12 protein-coding genes and 2 pseudogenes are annotated in these 12,963 nt (G+C 70.4%); 11 read left to right on the top strand and 3 right to left on the bottom strand.

Going from position 1 to position 12,963, the window contains the following annotated elements; genetic code table 11:
- Positions 1-63: 63 nt before the first annotated feature.
- Positions 64-672 (bottom strand): maleylpyruvate isomerase family mycothiol-dependent enzyme, encoded by a 609-nt coding sequence (locus tag ELQ94_RS08795; RefSeq protein WP_127049238.1) that lies wholly within the window; start codon positions 670-672, stop codon positions 64-66.
- Positions 673-710: 38 nt separating this feature from the next.
- On the opposite strand from ELQ94_RS08795, the gene ELQ94_RS08790 reads away from it, so the two are divergent.
- From ELQ94_RS08790 to ELQ94_RS17745, 4 genes and pseudogenes are all read left to right on the top strand, one after another.
- The gene (locus ELQ94_RS08790; protein WP_127049236.1) at positions 711-1,904 is read left to right on the top strand and encodes a lactonase family protein; all 1,194 of its coding nucleotides are present in this window, start codon (positions 711-713) and stop codon (positions 1,902-1,904) included.
- Positions 1,905-2,092: 188 nt separating this feature from the next.
- A pseudogene (locus ELQ94_RS08785) lies at positions 2,093-3,445 on the top strand (amidohydrolase); the annotation flags it as partial.
- An 11-nt stretch (positions 3,446-3,456) separates the two neighbouring features.
- Positions 3,457-3,801 carry an amidohydrolase family protein gene (locus ELQ94_RS17725; RefSeq protein WP_341807726.1) on the top strand — a complete coding sequence of 115 codons (345 nt, stop codon included), beginning with the start codon at positions 3,457-3,459 and terminating at the stop codon, positions 3,799-3,801.
- Positions 3,798-4,843, top strand: a pseudogene (locus ELQ94_RS17745) (agmatine deiminase family protein). Before ELQ94_RS17725 ends, ELQ94_RS17745 begins: the two are co-directional and overlap by 4 nt.
- A 177-nt stretch (positions 4,844-5,020) precedes the next feature.
- Here ELQ94_RS17745 and ELQ94_RS08775 read toward each other — a convergent pair.
- The gene (locus ELQ94_RS08775) at positions 5,021-5,713 is read right to left on the bottom strand and encodes an SDR family NAD(P)-dependent oxidoreductase (protein ID WP_127049234.1); all 693 of its coding nucleotides are present in this window, start codon (positions 5,711-5,713) and stop codon (positions 5,021-5,023) included.
- Between the two features lie 20 nt (positions 5,714-5,733).
- Positions 5,734-6,057 carry a putative quinol monooxygenase gene (locus tag ELQ94_RS08770; RefSeq protein ID WP_127049232.1) on the bottom strand — a complete coding sequence of 108 codons (324 nt, stop codon included), beginning with the start codon at positions 6,055-6,057 and terminating at the stop codon, positions 5,734-5,736.
- Positions 6,058-6,222: 165 nt separating this feature from the next.
- Between ELQ94_RS08770 and ELQ94_RS08765 the strand changes: the two genes are divergently transcribed.
- The 7 genes from ELQ94_RS08765 (at position 6,223) to ELQ94_RS08735 (ending at position 12,897) form a co-directional block, all read left to right on the top strand.
- Positions 6,223-7,080 carry a helix-turn-helix transcriptional regulator gene (locus tag ELQ94_RS08765; RefSeq protein ID WP_127049230.1) on the top strand — a complete coding sequence of 286 codons (858 nt, stop codon included), beginning with the start codon at positions 6,223-6,225 and terminating at the stop codon, positions 7,078-7,080.
- A gap of 76 nt (positions 7,081-7,156) precedes the next feature.
- The gene (locus ELQ94_RS08760; protein ID WP_127049228.1) at positions 7,157-7,783 is read left to right on the top strand and encodes a GNAT family N-acetyltransferase; all 627 of its coding nucleotides are present in this window, start codon (positions 7,157-7,159) and stop codon (positions 7,781-7,783) included.
- A 129-nt stretch (positions 7,784-7,912) separates the two neighbouring features.
- Entirely contained in the window at positions 7,913-8,872 is a 960-nt protein-coding gene (locus tag ELQ94_RS08755) for a DMT family transporter (protein ID WP_127049226.1), read from the top strand.
- Positions 8,873-9,282: 410 nt separating this feature from the next.
- Complete coding sequence (locus tag ELQ94_RS08750) at positions 9,283-10,236, top strand: ABC transporter ATP-binding protein (RefSeq protein WP_127049224.1); 954 nt, start codon at positions 9,283-9,285, stop codon at positions 10,234-10,236.
- Complete coding sequence (locus ELQ94_RS08745) at positions 10,233-11,639, top strand: permease (protein WP_243696927.1); 1,407 nt, start codon at positions 10,233-10,235, stop codon at positions 11,637-11,639. The genes ELQ94_RS08750 and ELQ94_RS08745 overlap by 4 nt, the downstream gene beginning before the upstream one ends.
- 29 nt (positions 11,640-11,668) lie before the next feature.
- Positions 11,669-11,968: a chorismate mutase gene (locus tag ELQ94_RS08740; protein WP_127049222.1), complete on the top strand. Its 300-nt coding sequence runs from the start codon at positions 11,669-11,671 to the stop codon at positions 11,966-11,968.
- Positions 11,965-12,897, top strand: coding sequence for an SDR family NAD(P)-dependent oxidoreductase (locus ELQ94_RS08735; protein ID WP_127049220.1), 933 nt, complete (start codon positions 11,965-11,967; stop codon positions 12,895-12,897). The genes ELQ94_RS08740 and ELQ94_RS08735 overlap by 4 nt, the downstream gene beginning before the upstream one ends.
- Positions 12,898-12,963: the final 66 nt, after the last annotated feature.

Genomic DNA, 12,963 nt, shown 5'->3' with positions numbered 1-12,963 from the left:
CCCCCCTGAAAACCTCGGACCTGCTTGAGAATTCGCGCACATGCGAGGTTTTTAGGGGGTCAGTCAGACGACGGAGAAGTCGGACGGGAGCGGGGTGCGGCCCGTGAGGGCCAGGAGGAGCTGCTCGCCCTTGCCGGTGCGGGCGGCGATCGCCGCGGCGAGCGTCGCGGTCGCCTCCACGAGCGCGGGCGGCACCGGCACGGCGACGTCGACGGCCCGACCGAGGTCCATCGTGTGCACGACGAGCTCGAACACGCGCGTCTGCAGGTATTCGTCGAGCGGGATCCCCATACCGCCGATCGAGACGAGCCGCCCCGCCGGCTGTCCCTCCACGAGGGCCAGGGCGCGGTCCCGCAGCACCCGGATCGCGGACACCGGGTCGTCGCCGAGCGACCGTCCCACGTCCACCCCGCGCCGATGGATCGATTCGGGGTTCGTGTAGACGAGGTAGAGCGAGCCGTAGTAGTCGCCGGCCGTCTCGATCGAGACGGACGACGGGGCGTCGAGTGCCAAGTAGTCGAGCACGGTGATGAATGCTCGGGCCGTGTGGCCGACGAGCCCGCGCACGTCCCAGTCGCCGAGCGCCGGCCGGTCCCACGCATCGTCGGGCACCCTTTCGACGACATCGACGAAGAGGGCGGACGCGGAACGGAAGGCATCGGTGCTCACCATGACCCCATGCTGGCACGACGCACTGCCAGACTGAAGGCATGGATGAGACGACGGTGGCCTTCTGGCTCGGCAGCTACACCCCGGGCGATGCCGGCACCGGGGAGGGCAATGGGGTCGGAATCCGCGCCCTCCGTCGTGACCCTTCCGGCGGACTCGTGCCCGTGACCCACCGGGCGTCGGATTCGCCGTCCTGGGTGGTCCAGCACCCCGCGCTCGCCGTGGTCTACGCGGCCGAGGAGTTCTCCGGGCTGATCCTCGCCCTGCGCGCCGCCCGCGACGGGACCCTCGCCGCGTTCGGCTCGCCGGTCGACGTGGGCGGCGGGGCGTGCCACCTCTCGGTGTCTCCGGACGCCACATCCCTGATCGCCACGTGTTACGGCGACGGCCGGGTCGTCGTGCTCCCGATCGACGGGGACGGGCGACTGACGGGACGCGCGACCGACCTCGCGGCGGCGCGCGATCCGTGGAGCACCGGCGACGCGTCGGCTTCCGCGACGGACGCCCTCGTGGCGGACGGACTGGCGCTCCTGCTCGGGCGATCGGGCGCCGCCGCGCCCGACGACGAACCGGACGCCGTCGCCGTCGCCGACGCCGATGAGACTGCGAAGGCCCCGGATGAGCGCCCCTCCCGCGCCCACTCCTCGCGGTGGCTTCCCGACGGTCGCGTCGCGACGACCGATCTGGGCTTCGACCTCGTGCGCTTCTGGAGGAGGGGCTCGTCCACGGCGGCGCCGCTCGTCCTCGACCACGAGGTGACCCTTCCCCGCGGCGTCGGTCCCCGCCACCTCACGTGGCACGAGAGCGGGCACCTGCACGTGCTCACCGAGTACTCGATCGAGGTCTTCACTCTGCGCGCGGGACTCGACGGGCGGTACGGCGTGGTGGCCGGCGCTCAAGCGACGGCGGACGGCGCGCAGGACGGAGACGCGGCCGCGGAGATCACGGTCGTCGGATCGCGCGAGCACCTGCACACGAGCGTGCGGGGGAGCAACCGGATCTCGACCATGCTGATCCGCGGCGACGGCAGCGAGCTGCGCGCGGTCGCGGACGCCGACAGCGGCGGAGACTGGCCGCGGCACCATGCGGAGGACGGAATGGTGCTGCACGTGGCCAACCAGCGGTCGGGCACCATCGACTCGTTCGCGATCGACGAGCGCACCGGCGAGCCCGCCCGCCGTGTCGGACGCGTGGAGGTCGGCACGCCGACGTGTCTCGCTCCGGCTCGGCTGTAAAACGACGGATTCCGTCGTCGATCATGCAATCGACGGCCGACTCTGGCATTCGCGTACCCTCCGAGGTATCGTGATCGTCACCCGGGGTGCGGAGCGGCGGTACATCGACGGCTCACCGACCCGGCGGTGACGCAGGGTGACGCCGCTCCGGCCCGCTTACGCGTCGCGACCGTACGGACCGGCCTCGCGTGCCGGCCGCCGCCTGCGACACCGACGGAGAACCCGTGACCGAACAGACCCCGCCGCCGCTCGACCCGGACCTCGTGGTGATCGCGCAGGTCGTGCACACCCTCGACGACGCGGAGGGTGACGTGGAGGCGCTCGCCATCCGCGATGGAGTGGTCGTCGCTCTCGGCTCGCGATCCGAGGCGCGCGATTGGGTGACGGACACCACGCGGGTCGTCGATCTCGGCACCGCGGTCGTGACACCCGGGCTCGTCGACGGACACCTCCACCCCGTCTCGGGCCTCGATCTCGCGGCCGGAGTGGACCTCAGCGGCTGTGCCGATCTCGACGAGGTGCGCGCGGCCCTTTCCGCCGCCGCGTCCGAGCTCGAGGATGCGGACGGCTGGGTGTCAGGCTGGGCGCTCGACCCGAACCTCTTCGGAGACGTCGAACCGCACGGTGCCATGCTCGATGAGGCCTGCCCCGGGCGCCCCGTCTTCGTGATGCTGTTCGACGCGCACTCGGCGATCGCCTCGCGGGAGGCTCTCGCGCTCGCCGACGTCACGGGTGAACGCGAGTTCGGGGACGCGTCCCGCGTGGTCGTCGACGCCGACGGGACGCCGACGGGACTGCTCCTCGAGAACCAGGCGATGCGGCTCGTCGAGGCGATCATGCCGCGCGCGACGTTCGACGAGCGCGTGGCCCAGCTCGCCGCGCTCCTCGACGGCATGGCCGCGACGGGGCTCACCGGTGCCCACGTGATGGACATGCACGACGCCGATGCGCTCGATCTCCTCGACGCGGTGGAGGCGGCGGGGGACCTCGGGATCCGGTTGCGGATCTCGCCGATGTGCCTCCCGGGGATGACGGACGAGGAGATGGCCGCGCTCGTCTCCCTGCAGGGCCGTGCGGGCCGCCGCTGGATCGTCGAGGGCGTCAAGCTCATGATCGACGGCACGATCGACAACGGCACCGCCTGGCTGCGCGAGCCGGACACCCGCGGCGAATCGACGGATCCGCTGTGGCTCGATCCCGCGGAGTACGCCGAGCGGGTGGCGTTCCTCCATGCCGCCGGCATCCCCACGGCCACGCACGCGATCGGCGATCGCGCGATCGAGTTCGTCGTCCGGACACTCGCCGATCTCCCGCGCACCGACGTGCAGCACCGCGTCGAGCACATCGAGACCCTGCCGGACGACGTCCTCGCCGTGTTCGCCGACGCCGGGATCGCCGCGGGCATGCAGCCGACGCACTGCACCCACTACACGCGCGCCGACCAGACCGACAACTGGTCCGTGCGGCTCGGCAGGGAGCGCGCGGACAGGGCCTGGCGCATCGGTGACCTCCGCGCCGCGGGCGTGACGGTGGCCCTCGGGAGCGACTGGCCGTGGCCCCGTACGACGCGCGCGCGTCACTCGCGGACGCGATCCTCCGGCGCCCGGCGCTCAAGCCGGACGTCGCCCCGGTGCTGCCGGACCAGGCGCTGTCCGCGGTGCAGGCGCTCGAGGGCTACACCTCCCAGGTGTTCGCGTCCATCGGGAAGGAGGGCGGAACCCTCGCGGTCGGTCGGCCGGCCGACCTCGCGGCCTTCTCCCTCGATCCGCTCCGGGTCGATCCCGACGCCTTCGCGCAGGCGCGCGTGCTGCTCACCCTCATCGGCGGTGTGCCCGTGGTCGGTCGCGATCTCGTGACGATCGCGGTCGACGCCGTGCGCTCCGAGATGTCCGCATGAGCGGCTTCCGCATGCCCCACGAGGCGGGCGTGCAGGCGCGCACGTGGATGGGGTGGCCGGCCCCCGCGGATACCTTCGGCCTGGGCGAAGCGGAGGCGGCCGAGGCCGTCACCGCATGGACGAACGTCGCGAACGCCGTCGTCGGCTTCCAGCCGGTCACGATGCTCGTCCCCGCCGGGCACGTCGCCGAGGCGCGACGCCGTCTCTCCGCGGCCGTCGAGATCGCCGAGGCTCCCCTCGACGACGGCTGGCTGCGCGACAGCGGGCCGACGTTCGTGCACGACGAGACCGGTGCGGTCGCCGCCGTCGATTGGCGCTTCAACGGCTGGGGTCAGCAGACCGGTTTCCGCTGGGACCAGGATCAGCACACCGCCCGCCGCATCGCGGAACGCGCAGGGGTGCAGCTCGTGCCGTCTCCGATCGTGAACGAGGGAGGCGGCATCCACGTGGACGGCCGCGGCACGGTGCTCGCGACGCGCTCCGTTCAACTCGACCGTTCCGCAACCCGGACGCCTCGGAGGATGACATCGAGCGGGAGTTCGCGCGCACCCTCGGGGTGGAGCGTGTGATCTGGCTCGACCGCGGGTTGTATCGCGACGCGCAGACCTACGGCACGCGGGGTCACGTCGACATCGTCGCTGCGTTCCCCGATCCGCACACGCTGCTCGTGCACGATCAGCGCGCGGAGGAGCACCCGGATGCGGAGATCATGCGCGGCGTGATGGACGTGCTCGGCGACGCGGTCGCCGCCGACGGCGAGCCGTACCGGATCGTTCGGGTACCGGCGCCGGCGACCCTGCGCGACGACGAGGATTTCGTCGACTACAGCTACATCAACCACACGCCGGTGAACGGGGGTGTGATCGCATGCGCGTTCGGCGACCCGAATGACGCGCTCGCCGTGGAGATCCTCACGGAGTCGTACCCGGGCCGCGAGGTCGTGGCCGTCGATGCCCGCCCGATCTTCGCTCGCGGCGGCGGCATCCACTGCATCACGCAGAATCAGCCGGCCCCGCTCCCCGCCCCTCCGCGAGGGCGCTAGTCCGGATCGAGGGCGCCATGTAGAGGTGGCGCCCTCGGGACGGATGTGGAGCCCTCGGCGATGCCTCAACGGGGCGTCCGATCTCTGCCGTGATGGCACGCAGCCGGGCACCCGCATCGCAGGCGGGGAGCTCACTGCCCGGGGCGAATACGCAGAAACAACGACACCATCGCGTCGTTACCAGGGCAGCACTCCGGCGCTGTCGGTCACCGTTCCGGTCGGAGTGTCGGGGCCGAGGGTCGCGATGTGGACGGCTGCTGCTGCACCGTCTTCGACACTGTGCCCGAGGTTGCCCGTGAACTCGGTTGCGGTCTGGCCGGGGTCGACGGCGTTGAAGCGCACGTCCGGTGTGGTCTTGGCGTACTGCATCGTCAGCATCGTCACCGCTGTCTTCGACGATCCATACGCAGCGAGCGGGTACTGGGACTCGACACGCTCGGGGTCGTGGATCAACGTGAATGATCCCAGTCCGCTGGTGACGTTGATGACCGACGGCATCGCCGTTTGTCGGAGGATGGGCAGAAAAGCGTTGGTGACACGGACGACGCCGAACACGTTCGTCTCATAGACCGCGCGGAGCTGGTCGACAGTCATGTCTTCGGGAGCCGTGACGTCTCCGAGGATTCCGGCGTTGTTGATGAGGATGTCGAGGTGGCCGGCCTGAGCCCGAATCGTGTCGACGGCCGCGCCGACAGAGGAGTCGTCAGTCACGTCGAGCTGCACGAACGAGGCGCCCAGCGTCTCAGCAGCCTGGCGGCCACGTTCGATGTCGCGGGCGCCGATCCACACGGTTTGCCCTTCCGCAATGAGGCGGCGTGCAGTTTCGTAACCGATGCCTTTGCTGCCGCCGGTGATGAGGGTGATGGTCATAACTCTTCCTGGTTCTGGTGTCAGTTCGTGGGGCGGAAGGGACGAAGAAGCGTGATGCCGTCTTCGATAGATCCGTCGATGAGCTCAAGCATCTGCGGGACGAGGTCCTGCATCCGGGGCGCGCTCAGGTGCGCATCAAGGTGCTCACGGGTCTCCCACCGCTCGTAGATCACGAACGCGCCTGGCTGACCGTCGACCTCGTGCGCTTCGTAGTCGATGTTTCCGGTGTCATGTCGGGACGGGGTGACGGCGGCGGTGATGAACGCCTTGAGGTCGGCTTCCCTCCCGGGCTTCGCTTTGGTTTCCCAGATGACGGTGACGTATCCGTTCGGTGTGGCAGTCATTCTCGTGCTCCTTCTTCGTCGGTTGTGGGTATCAGCCTGCGCGTCGACAGAGGGGCTAGCCAGAGAAGGATCGTGCTACCCAACTGCAGGAGCAAGTCGGCCTGGGGGCCAGCGTGGGAAAGGTGTTCCTAGGCTGAAAATCACTGGGTGGCGGAGAATGGGGCTATGCCAGCCGACGCCGATACTCTCGCCGGCCTGTTGCGCGCCTGGCGGGGACGATTGCTTCCGGAGGACGTCGGAATGGAGTCCTACGGGCGGCGACGGACAGCGGGGCTGCGTCGGGAAGAGCTTGCCCAGCTCGCCGGTGTGAGCGTCGACTACGTGATGCGACTTGAACAAGGGCGCTCCCGCACCCCATCAGCCCAGATTGTGACAGCCCTCGCTCGAGCACTTCAACTCGACCGCACGGAGACAGATGTGTTCTACCGTGCCGCAGGTTTGGCACCACCCGGGGCAGGGACCGTCTCCCACCACATCCCTCCGGGCGTACAACGAATGCTGGTGAGGATGTCCGACCTTCCTCTCGCGGTGTTCGCCGCTGATTGGACGCTACTGCACTCGACCCCGCTCTGGCGGGCCCTTTTCGGTGCCCCGTCCGCCCTCGGCGATCCGTCCCAGAATCTCATCGTGCAGACGTTCGTGGAGAACAGCATCGCTGACATCGCCACTGCTCACGGCGGCCCCGACGCCTTCGAACGGGCCCTCGTCGCGGACCTCCGCCGAACTGCAGTAACCCTCAGCGGCGACTCGCGCTTCCAGGCCTTCATCGCCCAGGTCCGAGGGCAGAGTCCTCGCTTCGCAGCTCTCTGGGATGAAGGGCGCGCGGCCGCTCATCGATCACTGGTGAAAACCGTGCATAGCCCCCTCGTCGGAGACATCACCCTCGACTGTGACGTCGTCACCGTCCCCGACTCCGATATCAAACTCGTCGTCTATTCCGCACGTGAGAGAAGCACCGACGCGGAGAAGCTCGACTTTCTCCGTGTCGGCGCTGTGAGTTCGCAGATGCAAGCCGGCCGGTAGCCCACAGCCGCCTTTGGGATGCAGCCGGTCGTTCGGGTGCGGGATTCAGAGTGCGGCGTGACGGGATAATGACAGCGTGAACGCTCAGCGCCCCGAACCGAAGTCCCTCCGAGGCCGCACAGTGGTGTTGTCGCCGCTCGCGCGCGCAGATCTCCCGGAGCTGTACTCGGCGATCGGACGACCCGAGGTGTTCGCCGCCGGGTACGGGGGAGGGCCTGCGGGGCTCCCCGCCGACGCGGAGGCGTTCGCCACCTTCGCGGAGTCGTACTACCCGTGGGCGACGGGCATCCCGTTCCTCGTCTCCGTGCCGCGGGACGGCGGCCGTGTCGTGGTGGGTACGTCGTCGCTCGCCGACCTCGACACCGTGAACCGTGGCGCACACATCGGGTGGACGGCGTACGACCCGCGGGTGTGGGCGACCTCCGTCAACGTGGAATGCAAGCTGCTCCTGCTCGACCTCGCCTTCTCGCACGGCTTCGAGCGGGTGAAGCTGCAGGCCGACGCGGTCAATACGCGATCCCGCGCAGCGATCCTCAAGCTCGGCGCCACCTTCGAGGGGATACTGCGCCACGACCGTGTCCGCGCCAACGGCAGCTGGCGCGACACGGCGATGTACTCGATCCTCTCGGAGGAGTGGCCGGCGGTGCGCGCCGGCCTCGAATCGCGCCTCGCCGCCGACGACCGCGCCCTCCCGCTCTCCTGACCCCATGAAGATCCCGATACGTCACGAAACCCGATGCTGTATCGCGATCTCTTGGGGAGAGGCGGGATGTGCGACAACGATGACCGGAAAGCGCCGGTCGCGTGCCCGCACGGGCTGTAGCGTCGATCCGTGAGTTCGACCAGCACCCCCGACACCGCCTCCCTCGCCGTCCCCCGATCGCCGCGAGCCGGCGCCGTCGTCACGGCGCAGTTCCTCGCCCTCGGGCTCATCTGGGGATCGAGCTTCCTCTTCATGAAGGTCGCGCTCGGCGGCGTCTCCTTCGGCCAGGTCGCGTGGGCGCGCCTCGTTCTCGGCGCCCTCACACTCGGGGTCATCGCGCTCGTCATGCGCGTGCGGCTGCCGCGCTCGCCTCGCGTCTACGGTCACCTCACCGTGATCGCGATCTTCTACGCGGTCATCCCGCACCAGCTCTTCGCGTGGGCGGAGCAGTACGTGTCATCGAGCCTCGCCTCGATCTACAACGCCGTCACCCCGCTCATGACCGCGCTCTTCGCCGCGCTCCTCTTCCGGGTGGAGAAGTTCGACACCGGACGCGTCCTCGGCGTCGTGCTCGGTTTCGTCGGCGTCATCGTGATCGTGGCCCCATGGCAGGTGGGTGCGCTCACGGGGGACGTGAGGGGCCAGCTCGCCTGCCTCGGCGCCGTCGCCTGCTACGGCTTCACCTTCGGTTACATGCGCCGCTTCCTCACCCCCTACGGCCTGCCGCCCATCACCGCCGCATTCCTGTACATCTCGATCGCGGCCGTGATCATGGTGCTGCTCACACCCGTCGTCGCCTGGTCGCCCGTGCACCTCGACGTGTGGATCGTCCTCAGCCTTCTCGGCCTCGGCGTGCTCGGCACGGGCGTCGCGTACCTCTGGAACATGAACGTGTTCGATGCGTGGGGGCCGACGTCCGCCTCGAGCGTCACGTACATCACGCCCGTCGTCGGCGTCGTGCTCGGGATCGCGCTGCTCGGCGAGAGCCTGGCGTGGAATCAGCCCCTCGGCGGCGTGATCATCTTCCTCGGCATCCTCCTCGCCCAGCACCGCATCCGCCTGCCGCGCCGGACCGCCCCGACCGCTTGACGGCGCGGTGTCTCGCGCTCGGGTCCGGGTCCGATCCTCCGCCGTCCCCGCCGGGTGGACGCGAAAGGTGGTGTGGGGTGTGCTGAGGCGACCGTTCGTGACCACTTGAGATGAGTGCTGCCCCCCCCCCGCCGGGTGGACGCGAGAGGTCGTGTGGGGTGTGCTGAGGCGACCGTTCGTGACCACTTGAGATGAGTGCTGTTCTCGGGTGGACGCGAGAGGTCGTGTGGGGCGTGCTGAGGCGACAGTTCGCGTCCACCCGGGGCCGAGGGGGCCGAGGGGGCAGAGGGGACCGAGGGAGGGGGCCGGTCCCGCCTGAGCGACGCGCGGACGGAATCCTCCCAGGGGATGATGCGGGATGATCCGGGCGGGCGACGCCATCCGGGCCCCGCCCGACGAGGCTTGAGGACATGAACACTCCACTCCTCCACGCTTCGTCCCTCGTCCTGCGGTACGGCACGACCACGGCGCTCGCGGGCGTCGACCTCGTGATCCGCGAGGGGGAGTCGGTCGCCATCATGGGCGCATCCGGCTCCGGCAAGACGAGCCTGCTGCACTGCTTGTCCGGCATCCTCCGCCCCGACTCCGGTACCGTCCGGTTCGACGGCCCGCTCGGCGCCGTCGACCTCGCCGCCCTCTCCGACGGCGAGCGTTCCCGCTTGCGACGCGAGGCCTTCGGCTTCGTCTTCCAGCAGGGACTGCTCGTCCCCGAACTCACCGCTGTCGAGAACGCGGCCCTCCCGCTGCTCCTCTCCGGCTACCCCCGGCGCGAGGCCGAATCGCGCGCCGCCTCCTGGCTCGGAGCGCTCGGCCTCGGCGGAATGGAGCAGCGACGCATCGGCGAGCTGTCCGGCGGTCAGGCACAGCGCGTCGCGATCGCCCGCGCCCAGGTCGGCGGCGCGACGCTCATCTTCGCGGACGAGCCCACGGGCGCCCTCGACTCGTCGACGAGCGTCGACGTGATGAACGCGCTGCTCGGTTCGACGGTGGGACAGGGGCACACCCTCGTGGTCGTCACCCACGACGACCAGGTAGCCGCCCGCTGCTCGCGCACCGTGCGCCTGTCGGACGGTCGGATCGTGAGCGACTCCGCCGCGGCCCCCGCCTCTCCCGCCCCCGGCTACGCCCACATGGGTACGGCCGTGCAGACACCCGCCACGCACCACGTTCCGGCGGGCCACCCGGCCGCCCCCGCGCCGTCGCACCAGCCCGCAGGCTCCTCCGCCGGCCAGCCCGGGGCCGGCCAGCCGATGGCAGGCCAGCCCATGGCCGGCCCGGCCGGTCTTCCCACGACGTCGATCGCCCATGTGCCCACGAGCGACGGCCCCGCCTTCGGCGGCGCCGGATGGGAGTCGGGACGATGACCACCACCGCACCCGCACCCGCCACCGCCCCTGTCTCCGACGCGTCGATCCGTCCCTCCGGTCGCGCCCCGATCGTCCGGCTCGCCTGGATGCTCGCCCGTCCGGGCGCGGCGAGCCCGGCGACCGTCGTCCTTCCCATCGTCGCCTTCGGTGTGACGACGGCGCTGCTCCTCATCGTCGTGGGCGGCGTCCTCATGTTCTGGCGATGGACGAACGACACGGCCCAGGTGTTCCAGATCCTGAGCCTGCTCGCTCTCGCCCTCCTCGTGGTTCCGCTGGCGACCCTCGGCGGGGCCGCCGCCCGGCTCTCGGCTCGCCGACGCGACGATCGTCTCGCGACCCTCCGCCTCCTCGGAGCGACGACCGCGACCGTCACGCTCGTCACGGTCGTCGAGTCCACGGCGCTCGCGATCATCGGAGCGGTCGGCGGTGTCGCGCTGTACGCGATCAGCATGCCGCTCGTCGGCCTCATCCCGTTCGGCGGCGCCCCCATCGGGCCGACGGCCATCTGGGCCGGCCCCCTCGTGATCCTCGGGGTCGTCGCCGGGGTCGCCCTGCTCGCCGCGATCAGCTCCGTCGTCGGACTGCGGTCCGTCGTCGTCTCCCCGCTCGGCGTGCGCCTCAAGCAGCGCGCCCCGCACACGTCGTGGGTGCGGCTGCTCGTCGGCGTCGTCCTGGTCGTGGCTGCGGTCATCGTGATGAACAGCCTCGGGGCCCTGTTGGACCTCGCCCTCATCGTGGGCGCGCTCGTCGGAGCGTTCGGCGTCGTCGTCGCGGTCCTCGGGCTCGTCGGTCCGTTCGCGATCTCGGTCTACGCCCGCATCCAGCTGCGTTCGGCGAAGACGGCCGACCAGCTGATCTCCGCCCGCGGCATCCTGGAATCGCCGAAGGCCGCCTGGCGTCTCGTCGGCGGCGTCGCGATGACGAGCTTCGTCGCGGTGGTCGCCGGATCCGGCACCGCGTTCCTCGACACGATGAGTGCAGGGGGGACCGCCGAAGATGCGCTCCTCACGACCGATGTCCGCACCGGTATCCTCATCACCCTCGTGGCCTCTTTCCTGATGGTGGCGTGTTCGGTGGGAGTGGGCCAGGCCGCGGCCGTGCTCGACCGGCGCGAGCTCTACGTGAGCCTCGACCGGGTGGGTATGCCGCTCGCCACGATGGACTCCGCCCGTGTGCGCTCCGTCATGGCGCCGCTCGGCTTCGTGTCGATGACGTCGGCCGCTCTCGGAGGGCTCCTCGTGTTCCCGCTCGTCGGGTGGACGCTCATCGTGGCCCCGCTGTCGATCGCCGTCATCGCGATCTGCTTCGTGCTCGGCTTCGCGCTCGTGCGGGTCTCGCTGCTCGCGACGCGTCCGATCCTCACCAACGTGCTCGCGCACCCGGAGCGTTCGCTCGGCTGAGACGGGGAGCGGGCGGCTAGGGTTTCGGTATGCCCGATAGCGACGTCACCGAACGACTCACCCGTCTGCGCAAGAGCATCGACAACATCGACGCGGCGCTCGTCCACCTCCTCGCGGAGCGCTTCAAGTGCACGCAGGAGGTGGGGCATCTGAAGGCGACCCACGGTCTCCCCGCCGCGGATCCGTCGAGGGAGTCGCAGCAGGTGGAACGTCTGCGGAACCTCGCGGAGGAGAGCGAACTCGACCCGGCCTTCGCCGAGAAGTGGTTCTCGTTCGTCGTCGCCGAGGTCATCCACCACCACGAGCGCATCGCCTCGGAGCACGCATGACCACCGTCGCGTGGGACCCGGCCCGCCTGCCGTCGCAGGCCGGCCGGGTCGTCGCCGTCACGGGGGCGAACGCCGGGCTCGGTTTCTTCACCTCGCTGCAGCTCGCCCGAGCCGGCGCCCGTGTGGTGCTCGTGTGCCGCGATCAGATGAAGGCGGCCAGGGCCCGTGCCGCGATCCAGCGCCTCGTCCCCGGGTCGGAGGTGTCCGTCGTCCGTCTCGACACGGCGGACCTCGGTTCCGTGCGCAGCGCCGCGAAGGAGCTCTCCGCCCTCGATCGGCTCGACGTGCTCATCACGAACGCCGGGATCGTGCACCCGCCACGGCAGCGCGAGGTCAGCCCCGACGGGCTCGAGCTCGTGGGGGTGACCAACCACTTCGGCCACTTCGCGCTCGTCGCGCGGCTCGTGGACGTGCTCGAGCGGACCCCCGGTGCGCGGGTCGTGACGCTCGGCAGCCTCGCCACGCGCCTCGTCCGGCTCGACGTCGACGACCTGCAGCTCGAGCGCCGCTACACCGGGTGGCGTGCCTACGCGCAGTCGAAGATCATGTCGTGGTCCTTCGGTCTGGAGCTCGACCGGCGACTCCGTGCGGCGGGGGCGCAGACGCGGGCGCTCGTGGCGCACCCCGGCTACTCGATCACGGGCCGCACCCCGACGGTTCGGGGAGTGAACGAGCCGGGCGCGGGCGAGCGGTTCGTCGACAACCTGCAGGCGTCGGTCACGCAGGGCAAGGACCGCGGCGCGTGGCCGACGGTGCGTGCCGCGATCGACCCGCTCGCCGACGGCGGCGACTCCTTCGGCCCGCGCTATCGCCTGAAGGGTGCCCCGGTGCTCGAGACGCCGGCGCTCGTCTCCCGCGACCCGGACGTCGCCGCCGCGATCTGGGCCGAGTCCGAGCGCGCCACGGGCCTCACCCTCCTCCACCCCTGACCCCGGAACAAGAAACGGAGATCGTGCGCGTCTCGACGCGCACGATCTCCGTTTCTTGTTCCGAGA

Origin of the sequence: Labedella endophytica (assembly GCF_003990045.1) — a bacterium.
Taxonomy (GTDB): Bacteria; Actinomycetota; Actinomycetes; order Actinomycetales; family Microbacteriaceae; genus Labedella; species Labedella endophytica.
Note: the sequence above shows the minus strand (reverse complement) of the source record. Positions and strands in the feature narration are given on the sequence as shown.